This is a genomic window from Micromonospora globosa, from assembly GCF_000717585.1.
Taxonomy (GTDB): domain Bacteria; phylum Actinomycetota; class Actinomycetes; order Mycobacteriales; family Micromonosporaceae; genus Micromonospora; species Micromonospora aurantiaca.
Genome location: NZ_JNZR01000003.1, coordinates 96,031 through 117,264 on the forward strand (window position 1 = coordinate 96,031; position 21,234 = coordinate 117,264).

The following is a 21,234-nucleotide window of genomic DNA, read 5'->3' on the forward strand; positions in this document are numbered from 1 at the left end:
GGCGCGTGCGGGGAAGACTGGAGGCATGAAGCGCGCCGCACTGTGGCCGGAGCACAGCCTTCCCACCCACCACGTCCCGCCGCCCTGGCCCGGCCGGCACGTACGCCTCGACGGCACGCTCGTGCACGTCCGCGACACCCCGGCCACCGGTCCCGGCGCGGAGCCCGCGCTGTACGTGCACGGCCTCGGCGGGTCGGCGCAGAACTGGACCGACCTGGCCGGGCTGCTCGCGGACCGGCTCGACGGCCAGGCGATCGACCTGCCCGGATTCGGGCGCAGCGAGCCGGGGCCGCGCTACACGATCCCGTCCTTCGCCGAGCGGGTGATCCGCTGGATCGAGCACAGCGACCGGGGTCCGGTGCACCTGTTCGGCAACTCGCTCGGCGGCGCGATCTCGGTGCGGGTGGCGGCGTTGCGCCCGGACCTGGTCCGCACGCTCACACTGGTCTCGCCCGCGCTGCCGTTCCTGGACTTCCGCCGCTCGTTGCAGGGGCGGATGCTCCCGTTGCTGGCGATCCCCCGGGGCGAACGGCTGGCCGCCTGGCGGCTGGCCCAGTTCAGCCCGGAGGTGACCGCGCAGCAGGTGATGGAGGCGTGCGTGGCGGACCTGACCCGGATCAGCGATCAGCGCCGGCAGGAGGCGATCGACGAGATCCGGGTCCGGTACGAGGCGGCCCACTACGCCGCCGCGTACGTGCGGACGTTCCGGGGCCTGGTCGGCAGCTTCCTGCGTTCGTACCTGCCGGGGGAGGGCGCGCTCTGGCGGCAGGCGGCGGCGGTACGGGCGCCCACGCTCGTGGTGGGCGGGCGGCAGGATCGGCTGGTCGACGTGCGGGTGGCGCCGCAGGCGGCCCGGGTCATCCCGGACAGCCGGCTGCTGATGCTCGACGGCGTCGGGCACGTGGCCCAGTTGGAGGTGCCCCGGACCGTGGCGCGGGCGGTGCTCGGCCTGCTCGCCGAGGCGACACAGTCGCTCACCACCGGCATGGGGGAGAGCGGAACGGAGCGTGACATGGCAGGCTGAGCCGGATGCCCAGCTCCCGCCGTCCTCGTGCCGCCCGCTCCCGTTCCTCGCTTCGTCACTGGCGTACCGCGCTCGTGGTCTGCGCCTTCGCTGCCGCCGCCGCGGTCGGCGTCGGCGTGGCGGTGCAACTGCCGTCGGCGGGCGCGGGGACGCGGATCACCGACGGGTTCGTCGCCCAGCCTCCGGCGCCTACGCGGGAGCCGTCCACGCCGAGCGTCGCGCCGCCGCCGGCGGTGACGCCCAGCTCGCCGGCCGCGCCGGTGCTGACGCTGGCGGGCCCGGGGCCGGCGAAGGGCCGGGGCAGCTTCGCGTACGACGACCGGACCAGCGGCGTGCTCGGCCGCTCGGGGACGCTGCGCCGCTACCGGGTGGCGGTGGAGAACGGCTCCGGCGAGGAGGTCCGCGCGTTCGGCGAGGCGGTGCAGCGGGCCCTGGCCGGCCCGGGTAGCTGGGTCGACGGCGGCAGGCTGCGGTTGCAGCGGGTCGGCGCGGACGACCGGTACGACTTCACGATCTACCTCGCGACCCGGGACACGGCCGGGCGGCTGTGCGGGGCGGGCGGGATCGACATCCGGGTGGGCGGGGTGCCGTACACGTCGTGCCGGGTGCCGGGCAAGGTGGTGATCAACCTGGACCGGTGGCGGACCTCGGCGCCGCACCTTGTCGACGCCGGGATGCCGCTGGACACGTACCGGCTCTACGTGGTCAACCACGAGGTGGGGCACCAGCTCGGGCACCGGCACGAGGGGTGCCCGGGCGCGGGCCGGGCGGCGCCGGTGATGCAGCAGCAGACGCTCTTCCTCAAGGGCTGCCGGCCGAACCCGTGGCCCTACGTGGGCGGGAAGCGGTACACCGGGCCGGCCCTCTGACCACCCGGTTTGTGAAGAACATTCGCGGCATAGACGGCAAAAGCAGCTAAATGCCCGAATTGCATGGCACGCTGAGGTCATGACGTCGTCGTCCCCTTACGACACCCCTGCCGCGCCGCCGTCCGAGCGTCCCACCCTGCGCCGGATGCGACGGCGGCGCCGCCGCTCGGTGCTGCTGCTGGCGATGCTGCTCGCGGCCGTCGGCGGCGCGGTCGGCATCACCCGGCTGAACGCGCCGTCGTCCGGGCACGGTGGGACGTCGCTCGCCGCCGAACCGTCGCTGGCGCGCGGCGCCGAGGCCGACGTCCCGGCCCCGGCGCCGACCGGCTACCCCACCGCCGGCCCCGGCACGTTCGCGGTGGCCCAGGGTCGATCTCCGGTACGCGGACAGGAGGGCCCGCTGCGCCGCTACCGGGTCGAGGTCGAGCAGGACACGGGGCAGGACGCCGACGAGTTCGCCGCCACCGTGGACGCGGTACTGGGCGACCCGCGCAGCTGGATCGCGTCGGGGGACCTGCGGGTGCAGCGGGTGCCCGAGGCGGCCGCCGCAGACTTCACCGTCTACCTCGCCACCCCCGTCACCTCCGAGCGGATGTGCGCCGAGGGAGGCCTGCGCACCGACCGGTACACCTCCTGCCGGCTGCCCGGCCGGGTCGTGCTCAACCTGGCCCGGTGGATGACGGCGGTGCCCGACTACGGCGCCCCGCTGGAGGTCTACCGCACCTACGTGATCAACCACGAGGTCGGGCACGAGTTCGGCGAGCTGCACCAGGCGTGCCCCGAGCCCGGCGCGCCCGCCCCGGTGATGCAGCAGCAGACGTACGGGCTGGACGGCTGCCTGCCGAACGCCTGGCCGTATATCGGCGGAATGCGGTACGAGGGCGAGCCCACCGACGGCGTCTGAGTTATTCCCGGTCCCGCAGTTCGGGCCGAGTGTCCCTCATCATGGCCGATCCCCGTCCGGGCGAGCGACAATGGCGCGGTCACACCGCCGATCCCGGGGAGTCCACCGTGTCGTTGCCCCCGCTCGTCGAACCCGCCGCCGAGCTGACCGTAGACGAGATCCGCCGCTACTCGCGCCACCTGATCATCCCGGACGTCGGGGTGGAGGGGCAGAAGCGGCTGAAGAACGCCCGGGTGCTCTGTGTGGGTGCCGGTGGCCTCGGCTCGCCGGCGCTGCTCTACCTGGCCGCGGCCGGTGTCGGCACGCTCGGCATCATCGACTTCGACACCGTCGACGAGTCGAACCTCCAGCGCCAGGTCATCCACGGCGTCTCCGACGTGGGCCGGTCCAAGGCCGAGTCCGCCGCGGCGTCGATCCGCGAGATCAACCCGCTGGTCAACGTGGAGATCCACAACACCGCGCTGGACCGGGAGAACGTCCGGGACATCTTCTCCCGGTACGACCTGATCGTCGACGGCACCGACAACTTCGCCACCCGCTACATGGTCAACGACGCGGCGGTGCTGCTCGGCAAGCCGTACGTCTGGGGTTCGATCTACCGCTTCGACGGCCAGGCGTCGGTGTTCTGGGCCGAGCACGGCCCCTGCTACCGCTGCCTCTACCCGGAGCCCCCGCCGCCCGGCATGGTCCCCTCCTGTGCCGAGGGCGGCGTGCTCGGCGTGCTCTGCGCGTCGATCGGGTCGATCCAGGTCAACGAGGCGATCAAGCTGCTCGCCGGCATCGGTGAGCCGCTCGTCGGCCGGCTGATGGTCTACGACGCTCTGGAGATGAGCTACCGCAAGATCAAGGTTCGCAAGGACCCGAACTGCGTGCTCTGCGGCGAGAACCCGACACTCACCGACCTGATGGAGGACTACGAGGACTTCTGCGGCGCCGTCTCCGACGAGGCGCAGGAGGCGGTGGTCGACTCGACCATCACCGCGCTGGAGCTGAAGGACTGGCAGGACTCGGGCAAGGACATCTTCCTGGTCGACGTGCGCGAGCCCGCCGAGTACGAGATCGTCCGCATCCCCGGCGCGACGCTCATCCCCAAGGGCGAGATCCTGTCCGGCGAGGCGCTGGCGAAGTTCCCGCAGGACCGGCAGATCGTGCTGCACTGCAAGTCCGGCGTCCGCTCCGCCGAGGCGCTGGCCGCGCTGAAGGCGGCCGGGTTCTCCGACGCGGTGCACCTCCAGGGCGGTGTGCTCTCCTGGGTCAAGCAGGTCGACCCGTCGCTGCCCGCGTACTGAGTCGTGTCGATGGGCCCGCCCGGCGCTCCGGGCGGGCCCGTCGTGCTTTCCGCGCCCCTGGCGTGGGCAAACGCCGGGTCGGGCAACCCTCCGGCGGATGCCCTCGACGACCGGTGGGCGGTACCGGCCCTGACCGAGCTGCCGAGGCGTAACCTCGGCCGCGCCAGTACCGTCAGTGCCGTGGTCGACTTGGACGCGGCGATCGGATTCGTCGTCGCTCACGGTGACGCGGTGGACCGCGCCCGTCTCTCCCGGCTGCGCTCCGGCGCTCCGGTGCCGCCCGACGTGCTCGACGCCGCCGAGGCCGGGCAGGCGCCGGGCGGCGGCTGGCCCGCGGTCCTCGACGGCGAGGTCGCCTCGATCGACGCGACCTGCTTCCGCCTGGCCGAGCTGGACGACCTCGGCGCGCTGGGCCGCCCGGCCGCCCGGCACGCGCTGGACTGGCTGGCCGCCCGGCAACTGCCCGACGGCGGCTGGGACGAGGACCCCTCGCTGGCCGGGCTCGCCCCCGAGTGGGCGGCCCCGGGCGACCCCGAGGCCCGGCTCTACCAGACAGCCAACGCCGGGTTCTGGCTGACAGTGGCCGGTCTTGACGCGCGGGCCGCCGGTCCGCTCGACCACCGGGTCGGCGGCGCGTACGCCGGTGTGGTGCAGGCGGCGGCCCAGGCGCTCGCCGCCCAGCTCGCCCCGGACGGCAGTTGGCCGTCCTTCCTGCCCGCCGGCTGGCTCGCCGCCGCGGTGCTGCACCGCCAGCAGATGTACTACGAGTCGGCGCGCATCCAGGCGGTGCTGGCCGACCGGATCCCCCGGATGTCCCCGGCGGACGTGGCCTGGCTGGCCGCCACGCTGCGCCGGGTCGACGTGGGCGAGGAGCAGTGGCTGCTGGTCTCCGCGCGCAGGCGGCTCGCCGAGACGCAGCGCAGCGACGGCGGCTGGGACAGCGACGACGGCCACCAGTTCGACGTGCACACCACGCTGCGGGCGATCCGCGCGTGCCGCCCGAACACGCCCGAGGCCCCGGCCTCCGGAGCGCCGTTCGTGGTGCCGCAGGCCGCGGAGCTGCCCGCGCCGCCGGCCGTACCGGCCCCGCGCCCGCGCCGCCTCCCCACATCGCCGCCTGCGCCCGCGCCTGCGTCGCCCGCCCCGCCGGTAACCGCGCCCGCGCCTGCGTCGCCCGCCCCGGCTCCCGATGCCGGGCCGCCGCCGCACCGCCTCGGCTCCGACCCTTCGCCGGGGCCGGGTGGCGTGTCGTCGGCCGGGCCGGAGACCGCGCCCGCTTCGTCGGCCGGGCCGGACGGCGGGCAGGGGCCGTGGTCCGCCTGGATCGTCGCGCCCGACCTGCTCCCCGACGGGAGCACCGAGCCGGCTGCGCCGTCAGTGCCGGACCCGCCGTCCGGCCCGGTGCCGCCCGCTGCTCCGGTGCCCCCGGGGCTGCCTCCGCTCGTCACACCGCCATCGGCGGACGGGGATCCACTCCAGATCGCCTAGCCCGGCCAGTTGATCAACACCAGTTCGGCGAGATGGTGGCATCGGAGGCACCATGATGCCCCCACCACCCCGTACTGGTGGCCGCCCAGGGGACCGGACCGATCAGCGCAGGTGACCGTCTCCGGTGACCACGTACTTGGTGCTGGTCAGCTCCGGCAGGCCCATCGGCCCGCGTGCGTGCAGCTTCTGCGTCGAGATGCCGATCTCCGCGCCGAAGCCGAACTCGCCGCCGTCGGTGAAGCGGGTGGACGCGTTGACCATGACCGCTGCCGAGTCCACCCGGGCCACGAACTCCCGGGCCGCCCGCTGCGAGTCGGTGACGATCGCCTCGGTGTGGCCGGTGCCGTACCGGCGGATGTGCGCGACCGCCGCGTCGAGCGAGTCGACCACTGCGACGGAGATGTCGGCGGAGAGGTACTCGGTGCCGAAGTCCTCCTCGGTGGCCGCGACCACGGCGTCGGAGTGGGCGGCGACCTCGGGCGTGCCGTGCACAGTCACCCCGGCGTCGGCGAACGCGGCCAGCACCGCCGGCAGGAACGCGTCCGCGACGTCCCGGTGCACCAGCAGCGACTCGGCGGTGTTGCAGGTGGACAGGCGCTGCGTCTTGGCGTTCAGCGTGATCGCCAGGGCCTTGCCGAGGTCGGCGGCGGCGTCCACGTACACGTGGCAGTTGCCCACGCCGGTCTCGATCACCGGGACCGTCGACTCCTCGACCACGGCGCGGATCAGCGACGCGCCGCCGCGCGGGATCAGTACGTCGACCAGGCCGCGGGCGCGCATCAGCTCCTTCACCGAGTCGCGGGTGCTGGAGTCGAGCAGCTGCACCGCGTCCGCCGGCAGCCCGGCGCCGGAGACCGCGTCGCGCAGCACCGCGACCAGCGCCGCGTTGGAGTGCGCGGCCGACGAGGAGCCGCGCAGCAGCGCCGCGTTGCCGGACTTCAGGCAGATCCCGGCGGCGTCGACAGTCACGTTGGGCCGGCCCTCGTAGACGATGCCGACCACCCCGAACGGCACCCGCACCTGCCGCAGTTCCAGGCCGTTCGGCAGGGTCGAGCCGCGTACCACCTCGCCCACCGGGTCGGGCAGCGCGGCCATCTGGCGCAGCGCGTCGGCGATCGCCGCCACCCGGCCCTCGTCGAGCGCGAGCCGGTCCAGCACGGCCGCCGACAGCCCGGCCTCGCGCCCTGCCGCCAGGTCCGCCGCGTTCGCCGTCAGGATCTCCGGGGTACGCGTCACGAGCGCGTCGGCCATCGCGTGCAGCGCGGCGTCCTTGACGGTACGGGTGGCCGTGGCCAGGGCTTCCGCCGCGTCCCGGGCTCGCCGGGCCTGCTCGACGACGCTCATCGTGCGTACTCCTTCAGACAGGGTTCAAGGAGGGGCCCCTTCTTAACAGACGTCTGTTAAGAAGGGCCCCTTCCTTACAGCAGGACCAGGTCGTCGCGGTGGACGACCTCGCGTTCGTACGCCGGGCCGAGCGCCGCGGCGAGTTCGGAGGTGGAACGGCCGAGCAGCCCCGGCAGCTCCACCGCGTCGTAGTTGACCAGCCCTCGGGCCACCGGCGCGCCGGCGGTGTCGACCAGGTCCACCGGGTCGCCCGCGGTGAACGCGCCGTCGACGGCGGTGATGCCGGCGGGCAGCAGCGACTTGCGGCGGCCGACCACCGCCTGCACCGCGCCCGGGTCGAGGTGCAGGCGGCCGCGGGGAGCGGTGGCGTGCGCCAGCCAGAACAGACGGGCGGCGGGGCGGCGGCTGCTCGGGTGGAAGTACGTGCCGACCGGCTCCCCGGCCAGCGCCGGCGCGGCCAGCGGCGCGGCGGTCAGCACCACCGGGATGCCGAAGCCGGTGGCGATCCGGGCCGCCTCGACCTTCGTCACCATGCCGCCGGTGCCCACCCCGGCCCGGCCGGCCCCGCCCACGTCCACGCCCGCCAGGTCGCCCTCGCCGTGCACCTCGGTGATGCGGGTGCTGCCCGGGCGGGCCGGGTCGCCGGTCCAGAGCGCGTCGACGTCGGAGAGCAGCACCAGCAGGTCGGCGTCGACGAGCGCGGCGACGAGCGCGGCCAGGCGGTCGTTGTCGCCGAACCGGATCTCCTCGGTGGCCACCGTGTCGTTCTCGTTGACGATCGGCACCGCGTGCAGGTCGAGCAGCTTGCGCAGCGTCCGGTACGCGTTGCGGTAGTGGGCCCGCCGGGTCACGTCGTCCACGGTGAGCAGCACCTGCCCGACGGTGCGGTCGTGCCGGGCGAACGCGGCCGCGTACCGGCCGATCAGCAGGCCCTGGCCGACGCTGGCGGCGGCCTGCTGGGTGGCCAGGTCGCGCGGGCGCCGGGGCAGCCGCAGCGGGGCGAGCCCGGCGGCGATCGCGCCGGAGGAGACCAGCACCACCTCGCGTCCGGAGGCGGCGAGCCCGCCGAGCGTGTCGACGAGCGCGTCGACCCGGGCGTCGTCGAGGCCGCCCGTCGCGGTGGTCAGCGAGGACGAACCGATCTTGACCACGATCCGCCGGGCCGAGGTGACTGCTTCGCGCACCCGACCATTCTGCGCGCTGCGGTCTGCCGCGCCGCGGCGCGTTCCCATATCGTGGCAGCTCGTGACACCTGACGAATACGTCGAGGCGGTGCTGGCGCTGGTCGAGCGGATCCCGCCGGGGCGGGTGATGTCGTACGGGGCGGTGGCCGACGCGCTCGCCGACCGCTCGGGACGGGCGTCGCCACGGCTGGTCGGCTCGATCATGGCGCGGCACGGGGGCGGGGTGCCGTGGCACCGGGTGGTGAACGCGGCCGGTCGGATGCCGCCGGGGCACGAGCGCAAGGCCCGGGAACGGCTGCTCGCCGAGGGCTGCCCGTTGCGTGGCGACCGGGTGGACCTGGCGGCGGCGTCCTGGTCACCGGACGAGGGGATGTGACCCGGGCCATAACGTGAGTAACATTCGGCGCCATGACAGCTTCGGGCCTGCCCCGCCGGGTGCACCTCGGGTACGCGCTGGGTTCCCTGGTCACCGGCGCGTTCGGCACCGTGCCCGGGCTGCTCCTGCTGCCGTACCTCACCGACACGCTCGGCGTCGCCGCCGGGCTGGCCGCCCTGCTGGTGCTGCTGCCGAAGGCGTGGGACGTGCTCGTCAACCCGGTCGCCGGGCGGATCTCCGACCGGACCCGCTCCCGCTGGGGCGCGCGCCGCCCGTACCTGCTCGGTGGCGGGCTGGCGCTCGCGGTGCTGTTCGCCTCGATCTTCGCCGCGCCGTTCGCGAACGGTCCGGCCGCCGCCGCGTACGTGGCGCTGGCGTTCCTGGCCACCGCCACCGCGTTCGCGTTCTTCCAGGTGCCCTACGTGGCCATGCCGGCCGAGCTGACCGCCGACCCGGCGGAGCGTACCCGGTTGATGACCTGGCGGATCGCGGTGCTGGCGCTGGCCATCCTGGTCTCCGGCGCGGTGGCCCCGGCGGTGGTGAGCGCGGGCGGCGACGGCGTGCCCGGCCACCGGTGGATGGGTCTGTTCGTGGCCGCGCTGATCGTCGCCGGCACGGTCGGCGTGTTCCTCGGCACCCGATCCGCGCCGACCGGGACGGTGGGGGAGAGCGAACCGAGTCTGCGCGCGCAGCTCGCTGTCGCCACCGGCAACCGGCCGTTCCGGGTGCTGCTGATCTGCTTCGTGATCCAGTCCGCCGGGGTGGCCACCGTGCTGGCCGGGGTGAAGTACTTCGCCGACCAGGTGCTGCGTGAGCCGGACAGCGGCCCGACGCTGCTGTTCGCCTGCTTCGTCGCGCCCGCGCTGCTGGTCATGCCGCTCTGGTCCCGGGCCGGCGCCCGGCTGGGCAAGCGGGCGTCGCTCGTCGCCGCGTCGCTGATCTTCGCCGCGGGCGCGCTGGCCCTGGTCGCCGCGCCCGCTCTGCCCGCCGCCGCGGCCTACGCGGTGGTCGCGGTGATCGGCGTCGGGTACGCAGGCCAGCAGGTCTTCGCGCTGGCCATGCTGCCGGACTGCATCGCGTACGACACGGCGCGCACCGGGCGGCGGCAGGCGGGCGTGTTCACCGGGCTGTGGACGGCAGGGGAGACGTTCGGGCTGGCGCTGGGGCCGGGCATCTACGGCCTGGTGCTCCAGCTCTCCGGCTACGTCTCCTCGTCCACCGGCACCGCCGCCGTCCAGTCCGACACGGCTCGGCTCGGCGTGCTGCTCGGCTTCACAGTGCTGCCCGCCCTGCTGGTGGCGATCCCGCTGGTGCTGCTGCGCGGCTATACCCTGACCCCGGCCCAGCTGGCCACCGCGTCCGGGGCCACAGTGCCCGAGGCCACCGCGCCCGGAACCACCGAGGCCGACGCCCCGGTCACGCGGGCGTGAGCACCGTCCGGCCCGTCCACGAGAGGAATCACCCGATGACCGACACGGCAGACGTGGGTGCGCTGCCCGCGCAGGGGATGCCCGCGGCGGACGTACTAGGCGAGATCCGCGCGCTGCGGGCCGCCGACCGCCCGACGCACGGCGGGCGGCTGTTCGCGTACGTCTACGACCCCGGTGTGGCCGGACTGGACGAGCTGGCGCAGGCCGCGTACGCGGAGAGCGCACACGTCAACGGCCTCGACCCGACCGCGTTCCCGTCCTTGCTGGCGATGGAGAACGCGCTCGTCGGCGCCGCCGCGCGGCTGCTCGGCGGCGGTCCCGGCACCGGCGCACCGGACGTGGTCGGCAGCGTCACCAGCGGCGGCACCGAGTCGCTGCTCCTCGCCGTCAAGGCGGCCCGGGACGCCCGCCCCGACCTGACCGAGCCGCGGATCGTGGCGCCGGCAAGCGCGCACGCCGCGTTCGCCAAGGCGGCGCACTACCTGCGGGTCACGCTGGACACCGTGCCTGTCGACCCGGTGACGCTGCGGCCGGACCCGGCCGCGGTGGCCGCCGCGATCCGCCCGGAGACCGTGCTGGTGGTGGCGTCCGCCCCGTCGTACGCGCACGGGGTGGTCGACCCGGTGACCGAGATCGCCGCCGTCGCGCAGGCCGCGGGTGTGCGCTGCCACGTGGACGCCTGCTTCGGCGGCTGGGCGCTGCCCTGGCTGCGCCGGCTCGGCGCGCCGGTGCCGCCGTTCGACTTCGCCGTACCCGGGGTCACCTCGATCTCGGTCGACCTGCACAAGTACGCGTACGCGCCGAAGGGCGTCTCGGTGCTGCTGCACCGCGATCCGGCGCTGCGCGCCCCGCAGTTCTTCGCGTACGCCGACTGGCCCGGGTACACGATGGTCAACCCGGTGATCGCCTCCACCCGGTCCGGCGGGCCGATCGCCGCCGCGTACGCCACACTTCGCCACCTCGGCGAGGACGGCTACCTGCGGCTGGCCGCCGCCACCCGGGACGCGGTAACCGGGCTGGCCGACGCGGTACGGGCCACCGGAGGCCTGCGGCTGATGGCCGAACCGGAGACCACAGTGGTCTGCTTCACCAGCGACGATCCGGGGCTCGACCTGTTCGTGCTGGTCGACGAGCTGACCGCGCGTGGCTGGCACACCCAGCCCCAGCTCACGTACGCCGATCTGCCGGCCAGCGTGCACCTCACGGTGACTGCGGCGGTGGCGCCCCGGGTGGCCGAGTTCGGCCCGGCGCTGGCCGAGGCGGTCGCGGCGGCCCGCGCCGCCGGGCCGGTCGTGCTGCCGCCGGAGCTGCTGGCGCTGGCCGGCAGCCTCGCGCCGGAGGCGCTCACCCCCGAGCTGGTGGCCGGACTGGCAGGCGGCCTCGGCCTGGCCGGCGGCGCCGGTGTGCCGGACCGGATGGCGGTGGTGAACACGCTGCTCGACGCCGCCCCGGCGCGGCTGCGGGAACGGCTGCTCGCGGAGTTCGTCGGGTTGCTCCAGCGTCCGGCCTGGTGACGCCGCGACGCCCGGCCGGCGCGTGGGCGCCGGCCGGGCGGGCGACGGGTCAGCTCGCGGCGGCCGCGGTCACCGTGAACGACGTGGTGTTGTCCGACGGGTCCACGTCCTGCGGGTCCTCGGCCTGCCAGAAGTAGCTCCCGGTCACGGTGAGGCTGCCGGTGCCCAGCTCGCCCGCCGCCGTGCCGACGGGCGCGCTGAGGAAGACGTCGAAGGTGCGCTCCTCACCGGGCATGAACCGGCCGCCCGGCACGGTGAACCCGAGCGGGAAGCTCGGCATGTCCTGCGGCTCGATGTGGTCGACCTGCACCCCCGAGGGCAGGGCGGCGGCGACGTTGAGAGCGAAGGTCGGCGCGTCGTTGCCGTAGCGCACGGTGACCGGCATCCGGCCGAGCAGGGTGCCGTCCGGCTGCGGGGTCAGCGTCACGGCGCCGCCCCGGATGCTGAGGTCGGTGTCGACGGCCTGCACGTACGGTCGCGGCTTGCGCAGGCTGCCGGTGGTGGAGCGGAAGAGGGTGGTGAAGCCGGTGGCGTCCGAGGCCGCGGCGGCGCCGTCCGGGACGACCTCGATCCGCCCGCCGTTCGCGACCATCGGGTACGTGCGCGCCGTGGTCCAGACGTGGAAGCCCAGCCGGAAGGTGCGGCTCTTGCCGGCCTCGATCTGCTCGCCGCCGCAGCCGATCACCAGCCGGTTCTCCACCAGGCGGTCGTAGAGGCAGCCGCCGCCGGGCTCGATGGAGGTGAACGACGCCCCCGCCGGCTCGGTGACGACCAGGCTCACCGACGTCGCGGTCGACCGCCGGTTGGTCACCGTCGCGGTGAGCGTCCCGACGTACCCCCGGTCGGTCGGGTCGAGGACGAGCCGCTGGGCCGTGACGTCGACGCGGCCGGTGGCGGCGCCCGGCGCGGCGGCGGCCGGCGCGGCCAGGGTGATCAGTGCGGCGGTCCCACCGAGCAGTGCGGTGGCGATCCGTGCCGTACGTGTGGTCATGCTGTTCCTCCCGTGATTCCCCGTTGCCGGACGGCGGCATCTCCGCCCGTCCGATGCCGGTGACACGTCCGGACGGGACGGTCGGTTGCGATCTGTCGGTCAGCCGACGGAGGTCAGCTCGACCTCGTTGTCCTTCCAGTTCAGGTCGTTCCAGTACCGCTCCTGCGAGTCGATGTGGATCGCCCGCAGCGTCGGCGGCTCGTCGGCGGTCGCCGGATGGTCGAACGTGAACGTGTACGTCCTGCTCGCGCCCACCGACAGGGTGTCCAGCACGCAGGCGATGCCCCCGTCGAGACGCACGTTCCGGCACCGGTCCAGGGCGGACCCGTTCGGTCTCGTGTAGTCGTACCAACCGGTGAACCCGAGCTGACGCACGCTCACCGGCCCTCGGTTCACCACCGTCACGGTGACCGTTACCTTCCGGATACCCTTCTTGTCCGGCGGCCCGGCCACGACGTCGCGGGCGGTCATCGTGAGGTCGGTCAGACGGGGGTCGGTGCCGAACTTCGTGGGCCCGTCGACCTGCCGGAACCGTTCACCGTTCCAGGCGTACGTCCGCCACTGCCGTTGCGGCGTCCATTCGGGCGTGCCGCAACAGGGCTGGATGTCGGCGACGTGCGCCCGGACCTCCCCGCCGTCCCGCACCGAGAACTCGGTGATGTCATCCATGCCCTCACGGGTGCCGACCACCCGGCCCATGGTGATGATCCGGCCGTCCCCGCCCCGGTCGAAGGCGAGCACCTGTTTGCCCGACGCCTCGCCGTAGCGGCAGGCGACGAGGACGACCGTCTCGGTCGCGCCGTCGCCGTCGAGGTCGGCGTACTCCGGCCCGGCGAGCAGCGTCGGGACCGATTCGTCCTGCGGGCCGGACCGGAGCCGGACGTCGTCACTGACACAGGTCTTCGGTGCGTCCGGCCAGGACACGAGGTCGAGCTGGGCCGCGAGCAGCTGGGACCGCGTGATCCGCCCGTCCGGAACGGCCGGGGTCGAGCCGGCCGTGCTCGGCGGCGGCGTCGACGATGGCGGCGACGTGCTCTCGGACGGAGTCGGGGTGACTGTCTGCGCGGGCGCCGGGGGCGGTCCGGGCCGCCGGTCCAGGGCGGCGTTCGCGCCCACCGGGATCACCACGGCAAGCACCACGGCCGCCGCGGTGACCACCGCTGTACGTCGGCGGCGGCGCCGGACCGTGCGCCGGACCGCGGCCGTCCCGGCCGGGTGCACCACAGGCGTGTACGCCGTGCGGAACTCGGCGAACTCGCCGCCGATCAGGATGTCGTCGGGCTCAGTCATGGTGGTTCACCTCGCTCGTGGTGGTGAGCTTCGCCGCCAGCGCGGTCCGCCCCCGGTACAGCCAGGACTTGACGGTGCCCTCCGGCACGTCCTCCTGCGCCGCGATCTGCGCGACGCTCAGATCGGCCAGGTAGTGCAGCACCACGGCGCGGCGCTGATGCGGCGGCAGCTCGGCCAGCGCGGCGGTCAGCGCGACCCGGTCCGGCCCTGGCCCCGGCACGTACTCCTCCCGCTGGCGGTGCAGCCACGCCTGGGCCGTCCGCAGCCGCCGCCAGCGGCTGGTGGCCAGGTTCCAGGCCACCCGGCGGACCCAGGCCACCGGATCGTCGTAGCGGGACACCCGGGACCAGCGCGCGAACGCCCGGCAGAACGCCTCCTGCACCATGTCCTGCGCCTGGGACAGGTCACCGCAGTAGGCGGTGAGCTGAAGCGTCAGGGACCGGAAGTGTGCGTGGTAGAGCCCGTCGAAGTCGACCGCCTCGCGCCTCTCGGCGCGCCTCGCTGTCCCCTCGGGTGGCTCGTCGAGCATCGGCTCCCTCGTCACCGTCACCTGGTCCTCCCCGTGTGCGTACCGCCGACGCGGTCACGCCGGTCACACGCCCTGACGCCCGTACCGGTTGCGGGGGTTGCCGATCCGGGCGCTGTGGTTGACTGTCGGTTCAGGGACAGCGGAATTTCGCAGACAGGGGAGGGCCCGAGGTGCAGGTGCCGGCCGTGCTCGGCGAGCCGATCCGGTTCGTGCTGAACTGGGGCCGCCGCTACTCGCTCTGGGTGTTCAACTTCGGCCTGGCCTGCTGCGCCATCGAGTTCATCGCCACCAGCATGGGCCGGCACGACTTCATGCGGCTCGGCGTGATCCCGTTCGCCCACGGGCCCCGGCAGGCCGACCTGATGGTGGTCAGCGGCACCGTCACCGACAAGATGGCCCCGGCGGTCAAGCGGCTCTACGACCAGATGCCCGAGCCGAAGTACGTGATCTCGTTCGGCGCCTGCTCGAACTGCGGCGGCCCGTACTGGGACTCCTACTCGGTGACCAAGGGCGTCGACCAGCTCATCCCCGTCGACGTGTACGTGCCCGGCTGCCCGCCGCGCCCCGAGGCGCTGCTGCACGGCATCCTGCGCCTCCAGGAGAAGATCGCCGCCGAGCAGTCAGGCATCGGCGGCGTGCCCCGGCCCGACGCGCTCACCTCCCCGGCGGACGCTGTGGCGCGGCCGGTCGAGGCGCTCACCGCACCACCGGTACGTCCGCCGGTCGGCTGAACCGCCAGGTGGCGGCGCGGGGCTAGCCTGCGGCTCATGACCGACCTCGCGGAGAAGCGCTCCGCATTCATCATCGACGTGCTGACCGAGGAGTTCGGCGCGTCCATGGCGATCGACCCGGCGGCGTTCCGTCGCAAGTTCCGCAAGATGGCGGCGTCACCGTTCGCCTTCTACCGGGGCAGCGCCGCGCTGTTCTACGCCGACCAGCGCGGCGACTTCGGCAGCGACCGGTTCCTCGACGAGCGGACCAGCCGGGTGTGGATCCACGGTGACCTGCACGCCGAGAACTTCGGCACCTACATGAACGCCTCCGGGCAGCTCGTGTTCAACGTCAACGACTTCGACGAGGCGTACGTCGGGCCGTTCACCTGGGACCTGAAGCGGTTCGCCGCCAGCGTGGCGCTGCTCGGCTACGCCAAGGCGCTCTCCGACCGGGTGATCGGCGAACTGGTGACCGGCTTCGCCCGGTCGTACCTGGCCGAACTGCGGGCCATCGCCGCGGGCGGGGACGACGCGATCGGCTCGATCACGCTCGACAACGCCGATGGCGTGCTGCGCCGGGTGCTCCAGCAGGCGCGGCTGAACACCCGGGTGGACCTGCTCGCCTCGCAGACCACGATCGACAACTACGAGCGCCGGTTCTCCCTCGGCGACGGCGTCCACGAGATCGACGACGCCACCCGGGAGAAGGTCTGCGCCGCGTTCGCCGACTACCTGCACACGCTGCCGGACTCGACCACCCGGATGCGCCCGGTCGCCGCCGGCATCAAGGACGTGGTGCTGCGCAAGGGCGTCGGCATCGGGTCGGCCGGGCTGCCGTCGTACAACCTGCTGCTGGAGGGGCACACCCAGGCGCTGGAGAACGACGTCGTCATCTACATGAAGCAGGCGCAGGTGCCGGCCGTGGCGCGGTACGTCGACGACGAGCGGGTCCGGTCGTACTTCCGGCACCAGGGGCACCGCACCGCCGAGTCGCAGCGCGCGTTGCAGGCGCACGCCGACCCGTGGCTGGGCTTCACCGAGCTGGACGGCGTCGGGCAGCTCGTCGCCGAGGTGTCCCCGTACGCGGCGGACCTGGACTGGGCCGACGTGAACGAGCCGGAGGCACTGGCGGGCGTGCTCGCCGACCTGGGCCGGGCGGTGGCCCGGATGCACTCGGTCGCCGACGACGAGTCCAGCCACGACCTGGTCGACTACTCCACCGAGGAGGCGATCGTCGCGGTCGTCGACGCCGACCCGGAGGCGTTCGTCGGCTACCTGGTCGACTTCGGGCACCGGTACGGGATCCGGGCGCGCGAGGACCACCAGCTCTTCGTGGACCTGTTCCGCAACGGCCGGCTACCAGGCATCTGAGAGGGCCGGGGCGCCGGGTCCGGCGCCCCGCCTTACTGCGTGAAGTCCAGCACCGCCTTGATGTCCTCACCGACCGAGGCGTACGCCTCGCGGTAGTTCGACAGCGGCACCCGGCGGGTGATCAGCGAGGTCAGCCACGACTGTTCGGCCTGGGCGAGCGCCTCGGCGGCCATCTCCCAGTGCCGCCGCCCGGCGTTCACCGAGCCGAACACCACGTTGTTCTCCAGCACCAGCTCCCGGTTGAGCGCACCGGCGTCGAAGTTGATCGTCCGCCCGCCGCTGGACACACCGGTCAGGCAGACGATGCCGGTGGGCGCGGCCTTGCACATGGCGTCGAGCACCACAGTGGGCGCGCCGGTGCACTCGATCACCACGTCCGGCTTCACGTCCAGCTCGGGCACGGTCGCCGTGTGGTACGTCGCCCCGAGCGCGCGGACCAGTTCCGGCTTCGGCCCGGTGGTGTTGCGGTCCAGCACGTGCACCGACAGCCCACGCTGGCTGCCGAGCAGCGCGGCCAGCAGCCCGATCGGCCCGGCGCCGGTGACCAGCACGGTCATCGGTTTCCACTCGGCCCGGCGGCCGATCCGCTCGATGTGGTCCCACGCCTTCGCCACCACGCTCGTCGGCTCCAGCAGCACGCCCACTGATGCGAGCGCCGGGTCCAGGCCGACGGCGAACTTGGGCTGCAACCGCCAGCGCTCCCGGGCGAAACCGGGCAGTGCCTTGATGCCGTGCTCGGTGTACTGGCCGTTGCGGCACATGTCCCACTCGTCCACCGCGCAGTTCGCGCAGGGCACCGGATCGGGGTGGCGGACCACACCGGCGACCAGGTCACCGGTGTGCAACGTGCCGGTCGGATCATCCAGCACACGGCCCAGCGACTCGTGCCCGAGCACCAGCCGTTCCTGGCCCGGCGGCGCCTCGCCGTACTCGCCGGCCACGATCTCGTGGTCGGTGCCGCAGACACCCACCGCCAGCGCCTCGACCAGGATCGCGCCCTCCTCGGGCGGTGGCTCGGGCCAGTCCTCGACGAGCCGCAGCGAGTCCGGGACACCGGGGGTCACAGTCACAGCGCGCACGGACCTCATCTTTCCGCGCGCTCGCCCCGCCCGCCCGGCAAAGCGGCGATCCCGGCACGGGCGGCCCGGCCCGGTCCGCAGCCGTCGGCCATAGGATCAGCGCATGACTCCGGAAGAGGTCGGCCGGCGGGTGGTCGCGCTGCTCGCGCCCGTCGAGGCCACCGCATCGGTCTCCGGCGGTCAGGGGTACGCCCGCGCCACCGTCGACGTACCCCTGGCGAGCTGGGCGGACGCGGTGCGCGCGGCGCGCGACGACGCCGAGCTGGACCTCGACTTCCTGGACTGGCTGTCGGCGGTGGACGAGCTGGCCGACGGCTTCGACGTGGTGCTGCACCTCTGGTCGGTCCGGCACCGGCACGGGCTGCTGCTGCGCACCCGGGTGCCCAGGGACACGCCTGTCGTCGCCTCGGTGGTCGACCTGTTCCCCGGCGCCGCGTGGCACGAGCGCGAGACGCACGAGATGTTCGGCATCGACTTCGCCGGCCACGGTGAGCTGCGGCCGCTGCTGCTGCCACCGGAGTTCGAGGGGCACCCGCTGCGCAAGGAGTTCGTCCTCGCCTCCCGGGTCGCCAAGCCGTGGCCCGGCGCGAAGGAGCCGGGCGAGTCGGAGGCGGGCGGCGGCCGCCGGCCGGTCCGGCCGCCGGGCGTGCCCGCGCCGGGTGAGTGGGGCACGACGCCCACGCCGGCGGGTGCGGCCGGCGCGGGTGAGGGCCCCCGAGGGGGTACGCCGGCGCGCCCGGCCCGCGAACGCCCGGCGCGGCCCGCTCCGGGCGAGCGTCCGGCGCGGCCTGCTGCCGCTGAGCGCCCGGCGCGGCCTGCTCCTGGTGAGCGTCCCGCGCGGCCTGCTTCTGGCGAGGGTGCCGCGCGGCCTGCCGCTCCCGGCGAGGGGGCAGCGCGGGCGACCGCCGGGGAGGGTGCGGCGAGGCCCGCTGCCGGGGAGGCTCCGGAGCCGCCCGCTTCCGGGGAGGCCGGGCCGGCGTCCGCCGCTGCTCCCGCGGCCGGTGAGGCGGGTCCGCTCGGGCGGCCGTTGCCGGGGGAGCGGCCGACCGGGCCGCCCCGCCAGGAGCCGGAGCCGGACGCGGCGGGGGAGAGCTGATGCCGGACTGGTTGGAGCTGGTCCTGCGCGTGGCAGGCGTGCTCGTCGCGTTCCTCACGCTGCCGCTGATCGTGGGCCAGGCCGAGCACAAGGTGATGGCGCACATGCAGGGCCGGCTGGGCCCGATGTACGCGGGCGGCTTCCACGGCTGGGCGCAACTGGTCGCCGACGGCATCAAGTTCGTGCAGAAGGAGGACGTCACCCCGCGCGACGCGGACCGGCCGGTGTTCCGGCTGGCGCCCGCTGTGGCGCTGGTGCCGTACCTGCTGGTGCTGCTCGTCATCCCGCTCGGGCCGGGTGACCTGGTCGCCCAGCCGCTGGACATCGGCCTGTTCTTCGTGCTCGCCGTGGTGGGCGTCGGCGTGCTGGCGGTGCTCATGTCCGCGTGGGCGTCGGCGAACAAGTACAGCCTGCTCGGCGGGCTGCGCGGCGCCGCCCAGCTGCTCGGGTACGAGCTGCCGCTGGTACTGGCCGCCGCCTCGGTGGCGATGGCGGCGGGCACGCTCAGCCTGCCCGGCATCGTGGAGGCATGGCAGCCTTGGTGGCTGCTGTGGCAGGCACCGGCCATGGTGATCTTCTTCGTGGCGGGGCTGGCGGAGATCCGCCGTCCGCCGTTCGACATGCCGGTGGCCGACTCCGAGCTGGTCTTCGGCTACATGACCGAGTACACCGGCCTGCGGTTCGCGTTCTTCCTGCTCGCCGAGTACGTGGGCATCGTGGTGATCGCCGCGCTGACCACTGTGCTGTTCCTCGGCGGCTGGCAGGGCCCGTTCGCCGACGCGCAGCTCGGCTGGCTGTGGACGCTGCTGAAGGTCTTCGCCGTCGCCTTCGTGATCATCTGGCTGCGGGTGAGCTACCCGAGGCTGCGCGAGGACCAGCTCCAGCGCCTCTGCTGGCTGGTCCTGGTCCCCCTGGCCCTGGCCCAGCTCGTCCTGACCGCCGCAGTCCGCCTGGCCCTGTAGCCCGCCCCTCCCCGCCCTCTCCTCCCCTCCCCGCCTCCCCGCCTCCCCGTCGATCTTGCACTTCCTGCCCCGGCGAAAGGGGCAAGACGCCCAGGTTCCGGGCCCAAAGTGCAAGATCGGCGAGGCGAGGCGAGGGCGGGGGAGGGAGCGGGTCAGCGCAACGGGGTGTGGGCGGGGTCTACCCGCTCGGACGGGGGTGGGGGCGGGGGTGGGGTGCCGTCGCCGAAGGGACGACCGCCCAGCTCCTCCCGCCCGTGCGGGATCAGCCAGTTGCTCAGGTCGGGGCCGAGCGGCACGATCCCCGTCGGGTTGATGTCCCGGTGGACCTCGTAGTAGTGCCGCTTGATGTGGTCGAAGTCGATCGTGTCGCCGAACCCGGGCGTGGTGAACAGGTCCCGCGCGTACGCCCACAGCACCGGCATCTCGCTGAGCTTCTGCCTGTTGCACTTGAAGTGCCCGTGGTAGACCGGGTCGAAGCGCACGAGCGTGGTGAACAGCCGTACGTCCGCCTCGGTGATCGTGTCGCCGACCAGGTACCGCTGCCCGGCGAGCCGCTCGCTCAGCCAGTCCAGCCGGTCGAACAGCCTGTGGTACGCCTTGTCGTACGCCTCCTGGCTGCCGGCGAAGCCGCACCGGTAGACCCCGTTGTTGACGTCGGCGAAGACGACCTGGTTGACCTCGTCGATCTCGCCGCGCAGCGGTTCCGGGTAGAGGTCCGGCGCGCCCGGCCGGTGGTGCGCCGTCCACTCGGTCGTGAGGTCCAGGCTCATCTGCGCGTAGTCGTTCGTCACCACCTGCCCGGTGGGCACGTCGACGAGCGCCGGCACTGTGATGCCGCGCTCGTAGCCGGGGAAGCGGGCGAAGTACGCGTCGGCCAGCCGCTCGATGCCGAGCACCGGGTCCTTGCCGTCCGGGTCGAGGTCGAACGTCCAGCTCCGCTTGTCGTGGGTGGGCCCGGCCACGGCCATCGAGATGGCGTCCTCCAGCCCGAGCAGGCGCCTGATGATGATCAGCCGGTTGGCCCAGGGGCAGGCCCGGCTGACCGCCAGCCGGTAGCGCCCCGGCTCCACCGGCCAGCCGTCCCGCTCGTCGGCGGTGATCCGGGTGGCGATGTAGCGCTGGTCCCGGGTGAACTCACCACCCGGCTCCACGTACTTGCCGCCGGTCCGGTCCAGGACCTCGTCGTCGCTGCCCACACCCACCTCCGAGTTCGCCTTTCGTTCCCATCATGGTCGCTCCGGCGGCTCCCGGCAGGGCGAGTGCCCCGGAGAGGGGCATAGGCTGCCCGCCGTGACCGATGTGGAGGCGGCAGCCCGGCGTTTCGTCGCCGACGTGTGGAATGCGGGGCGCGAGGAGAGCGCGTACGAGCTGGTGGCGGCGGACTGCCCGGGCCTGGGCGGCACCGGCCCGGCGGCGATGCTGGCGTGGCACCGGGACCGGCGGGCGTCGTTCCCCGACCTGCGCTACAAGATCGTCGACGTGGTGGCGACCGGTACGCGGGTGGCGGTGCGCTGGCGGGCCGCCGGCACCCAGGCCGGCCAGTTCGGCCCGGTGCCGCCGACCGGCCGCGTGGTCAGTTATTCGGGCGCGACGTTCCTGCGCTTCGACGACGACGGCCGGATCGTGGACGTGTGGAGCGTCAACGAGCTGTTCCAGATGCTCCAGCAGCTCGGCGTGGAGATGCTGCCTCCGCTCACACCCGGCGAGGCGTGATCCGGCCGCCCGCGCGGGCCAAAGCGCCGGGTGGTGGTCGCGCGCGCCCGGGCCACAGGGCAGGATGG

The 21,234-nt window shown here is 73.9% G+C and carries 19 protein-coding genes and 1 pseudogene; 13 read left to right on the top strand and 7 right to left on the bottom strand.

Annotated elements, in window-relative coordinates:
• Nucleotides 1-25 precede the first annotated feature (25 nt).
• The 5 genes and pseudogenes from IF06_RS0104820 to IF06_RS34825 form a co-directional block, all read left to right on the top strand.
• On the top strand, nucleotides 26-1,024 hold the full coding sequence (locus IF06_RS0104820; RefSeq protein ID WP_030269264.1) for an alpha/beta fold hydrolase: 999 nt from the start codon (nucleotides 26-28) through the stop codon (nucleotides 1,022-1,024).
• A gap of 5 nt (nucleotides 1,025-1,029) precedes the next feature.
• Nucleotides 1,030-1,893, top strand: coding sequence for a DUF3152 domain-containing protein (locus IF06_RS0104825; protein WP_013288688.1), 864 nt, complete (start codon nucleotides 1,030-1,032; stop codon nucleotides 1,891-1,893).
• 79 nt (nucleotides 1,894-1,972) lie between these two features.
• Nucleotides 1,973-2,797, top strand: a complete 825-nt coding sequence (locus tag IF06_RS0104830; protein WP_030269266.1) for a DUF3152 domain-containing protein — start codon at nucleotides 1,973-1,975, stop codon at nucleotides 2,795-2,797.
• 41 nt (nucleotides 2,798-2,838) lie between these two features.
• Nucleotides 2,839-4,086 (top strand): adenylyltransferase/sulfurtransferase MoeZ, encoded by a 1,248-nt coding sequence (moeZ, locus tag IF06_RS0104835; RefSeq protein WP_030269268.1) that lies wholly within the window; start codon nucleotides 2,839-2,841, stop codon nucleotides 4,084-4,086.
• 129 nt (nucleotides 4,087-4,215) lie between these two features.
• Nucleotides 4,216-5,085: pseudogene (locus tag IF06_RS34825) on the top strand (hypothetical protein); the annotation flags it as partial.
• Between the two features lie 591 nt (nucleotides 5,086-5,676).
• Here IF06_RS34825 and IF06_RS0104845 read toward each other — a convergent pair.
• Both IF06_RS0104845 and proB read right to left on the bottom strand, forming a co-directional pair.
• The gene (locus tag IF06_RS0104845; protein ID WP_030269271.1) at nucleotides 5,677-6,918 is read right to left on the bottom strand and encodes a glutamate-5-semialdehyde dehydrogenase; all 1,242 of its coding nucleotides are present in this window, start codon (nucleotides 6,916-6,918) and stop codon (nucleotides 5,677-5,679) included.
• A gap of 74 nt (nucleotides 6,919-6,992) precedes the next feature.
• On the bottom strand, nucleotides 6,993-8,150 hold the full coding sequence (proB, locus tag IF06_RS0104850) for a glutamate 5-kinase (RefSeq protein WP_052166128.1): 1,158 nt from the start codon (nucleotides 8,148-8,150) through the stop codon (nucleotides 6,993-6,995).
• 13 nt (nucleotides 8,151-8,163) lie between these two features.
• Between proB and IF06_RS0104855 the strand changes: the two genes are divergently transcribed.
• From IF06_RS0104855 to IF06_RS0104865, 3 genes are read left to right on the top strand one after another with little or no spacing between them, the layout of a single operon-like run.
• Entirely contained in the window at nucleotides 8,164-8,478 is a 315-nt protein-coding gene (locus tag IF06_RS0104855) for an MGMT family protein (protein WP_030269275.1), read from the top strand.
• Between the two features lie 32 nt (nucleotides 8,479-8,510).
• A complete protein-coding gene (locus IF06_RS0104860) occupies nucleotides 8,511-9,908 on the top strand; it encodes an MFS transporter (protein WP_030269277.1) in 1,398 nt (465 codons plus the stop codon).
• Between the two features lie 35 nt (nucleotides 9,909-9,943).
• A complete protein-coding gene (locus IF06_RS0104865) occupies nucleotides 9,944-11,422 on the top strand; it encodes a pyridoxal phosphate-dependent decarboxylase family protein (RefSeq protein ID WP_030269279.1) in 1,479 nt (492 codons plus the stop codon).
• 49 nt (nucleotides 11,423-11,471) lie between these two features.
• Here the strand turns inward: IF06_RS0104865 and IF06_RS0104870 are convergent, their stop codons facing one another.
• From IF06_RS0104870 to IF06_RS0104880, 3 genes are all read right to left on the bottom strand, one after another.
• Nucleotides 11,472-12,413 carry a hypothetical protein gene (locus IF06_RS0104870; RefSeq protein WP_030269281.1) on the bottom strand — a complete coding sequence of 314 codons (942 nt, stop codon included), beginning with the start codon at nucleotides 12,411-12,413 and terminating at the stop codon, nucleotides 11,472-11,474.
• A 99-nt stretch (nucleotides 12,414-12,512) separates the two neighbouring features.
• On the bottom strand, nucleotides 12,513-13,703 hold the full coding sequence (locus tag IF06_RS0104875; RefSeq protein WP_030269282.1) for a hypothetical protein: 1,191 nt from the start codon (nucleotides 13,701-13,703) through the stop codon (nucleotides 12,513-12,515).
• Nucleotides 13,696-14,253 carry an RNA polymerase sigma factor gene (locus IF06_RS0104880; protein ID WP_013288677.1) on the bottom strand — a complete coding sequence of 186 codons (558 nt, stop codon included), beginning with the start codon at nucleotides 14,251-14,253 and terminating at the stop codon, nucleotides 13,696-13,698. The genes IF06_RS0104875 and IF06_RS0104880 overlap by 8 nt, the downstream gene beginning before the upstream one ends.
• A 149-nt stretch (nucleotides 14,254-14,402) precedes the next feature.
• On the opposite strand from IF06_RS0104880, the gene IF06_RS0104885 reads away from it, so the two are divergent.
• Nucleotides 14,403-14,963 (top strand): NADH-quinone oxidoreductase subunit B, encoded by a 561-nt coding sequence (locus IF06_RS0104885; protein ID WP_013288676.1) that lies wholly within the window; start codon nucleotides 14,403-14,405, stop codon nucleotides 14,961-14,963.
• A gap of 36 nt (nucleotides 14,964-14,999) precedes the next feature.
• On the top strand, nucleotides 15,000-16,316 hold the full coding sequence (locus IF06_RS0104890; protein WP_030269283.1) for a DUF2252 domain-containing protein: 1,317 nt from the start codon (nucleotides 15,000-15,002) through the stop codon (nucleotides 16,314-16,316).
• Between the two features lie 32 nt (nucleotides 16,317-16,348).
• Here IF06_RS0104890 and IF06_RS0104895 read toward each other — a convergent pair whose 3' ends face one another.
• Nucleotides 16,349-17,395, bottom strand: coding sequence for a glucose 1-dehydrogenase (locus IF06_RS0104895; RefSeq protein WP_030269284.1), 1,047 nt, complete (start codon nucleotides 17,393-17,395; stop codon nucleotides 16,349-16,351).
• A 103-nt stretch (nucleotides 17,396-17,498) separates the two neighbouring features.
• Between IF06_RS0104895 and IF06_RS34935 the strand changes: the two genes are divergently transcribed.
• Nucleotides 17,499-18,491 carry an NADH-quinone oxidoreductase subunit C gene (locus IF06_RS34935; RefSeq protein ID WP_030269286.1) on the top strand — a complete coding sequence of 331 codons (993 nt, stop codon included), beginning with the start codon at nucleotides 17,499-17,501 and terminating at the stop codon, nucleotides 18,489-18,491.
• The gene (gene nuoH, locus IF06_RS0104905; RefSeq protein ID WP_013288672.1) at nucleotides 18,491-19,453 is read left to right on the top strand and encodes an NADH-quinone oxidoreductase subunit NuoH; all 963 of its coding nucleotides are present in this window, start codon (nucleotides 18,491-18,493) and stop codon (nucleotides 19,451-19,453) included. The genes IF06_RS34935 and nuoH overlap by 1 nt, the downstream gene beginning before the upstream one ends.
• A gap of 152 nt (nucleotides 19,454-19,605) precedes the next feature.
• Here the strand turns inward: nuoH and IF06_RS0104910 are convergent, their stop codons facing one another.
• Entirely contained in the window at nucleotides 19,606-20,649 is a 1,044-nt protein-coding gene (locus tag IF06_RS0104910; protein ID WP_030269288.1) for a glutathione S-transferase family protein, read from the bottom strand.
• A gap of 94 nt (nucleotides 20,650-20,743) precedes the next feature.
• Here IF06_RS0104910 and IF06_RS0104915 point away from each other — a divergent pair, with 94 nt between their 5' ends.
• Nucleotides 20,744-21,166, top strand: coding sequence for an ester cyclase (locus tag IF06_RS0104915; RefSeq protein WP_030269290.1), 423 nt, complete (start codon nucleotides 20,744-20,746; stop codon nucleotides 21,164-21,166).
• Nucleotides 21,167-21,234: the final 68 nt, after the last annotated feature.

Bases quoted from the DNA above. Each gene is read 5' to 3' on its own strand.
- IF06_RS0104820 (WP_030269264.1), top strand. From the start codon at position 26: ATGAAGCGCGCCGCACTGTGGCCGGAGCACAGCCTTCCCACCCACCAC.
- IF06_RS0104825 (WP_013288688.1), top strand. From the start codon at position 1,030: ATGCCCAGCTCCCGCCGTCCTCGTGCCGCCCGCTCCCGTTCCTCGCTT.
- IF06_RS0104830 (WP_030269266.1), top strand. From the start codon at position 1,973: ATGACGTCGTCGTCCCCTTACGACACCCCTGCCGCGCCGCCGTCCGAG.
- moeZ (WP_030269268.1), top strand. From the start codon at position 2,839: ATGGCCGATCCCCGTCCGGGCGAGCGACAATGGCGCGGTCACACCGCC.
- IF06_RS0104845 (WP_030269271.1), bottom strand. From the start codon at position 6,918: ATGAGCGTCGTCGAGCAGGCCCGGCGAGCCCGGGACGCGGCGGAAGCC.
- proB (WP_052166128.1), bottom strand. From the start codon at position 8,150: ATGGGAACGCGCCGCGGCGCGGCAGACCGCAGCGCGCAGAATGGTCGG.
- IF06_RS0104860 (WP_030269277.1), top strand. From the start codon at position 8,511: ATGACAGCTTCGGGCCTGCCCCGCCGGGTGCACCTCGGGTACGCGCTG.
- IF06_RS0104865 (WP_030269279.1), top strand. From the start codon at position 9,944: ATGACCGACACGGCAGACGTGGGTGCGCTGCCCGCGCAGGGGATGCCC.
- IF06_RS0104870 (WP_030269281.1), bottom strand. From the start codon at position 12,413: ATGACCACACGTACGGCACGGATCGCCACCGCACTGCTCGGTGGGACC.
- IF06_RS0104875 (WP_030269282.1), bottom strand. From the start codon at position 13,703: ATGACTGAGCCCGACGACATCCTGATCGGCGGCGAGTTCGCCGAGTTC.
- IF06_RS0104890 (WP_030269283.1), top strand. From the start codon at position 15,000: ATGACCGACCTCGCGGAGAAGCGCTCCGCATTCATCATCGACGTGCTG.
- IF06_RS34935 (WP_030269286.1), top strand. From the start codon at position 17,499: ATGACTCCGGAAGAGGTCGGCCGGCGGGTGGTCGCGCTGCTCGCGCCC.
- nuoH (WP_013288672.1), top strand. From the start codon at position 18,491: ATGCCGGACTGGTTGGAGCTGGTCCTGCGCGTGGCAGGCGTGCTCGTC.